At 45.8% G+C, this 238-nt stretch carries 1 protein-coding gene; it reads right to left on the reverse strand.

Translation table 11 applies throughout. The annotated features are described in order from the left end of the window. Positions 1-117 (reverse strand): PAS domain S-box protein (locus SB816_RS34745; RefSeq protein WP_410548592.1); only part of this gene is annotated, 117 nt, incomplete at its 3' end. Between the last annotated feature and the right edge of the window lie 121 nt (positions 118-238).

Here is a 238-nt window from a genome sequence, read left to right on the forward strand (position 1 = left end):
GCCGACGATTTCCGAAAGCTCATAACCGAGCGCGCGACAGAAGTTCTCATTGGCGGTGAGAATCTTTCCAGACAGATCAAATTCTATGATGGCGTGAGATTTAGAGAGCGCGGCCATAACCGCGAAAGCATTGGCACCACGATCAAGAAAACTCACGTGCGATCCTCCGATGGCCGCTAAATGGTTTCCGCTGAAATAATTATCGAATACTACGTTTTCCTCATTAAATAATACTTAA

This window comes from Achromobacter sp. SIMBA_011 (assembly GCF_046535435.1).
Taxonomy (GTDB): domain Bacteria; phylum Pseudomonadota; class Gammaproteobacteria; order Burkholderiales; family Burkholderiaceae_B; genus Achromobacter; species Achromobacter dolens.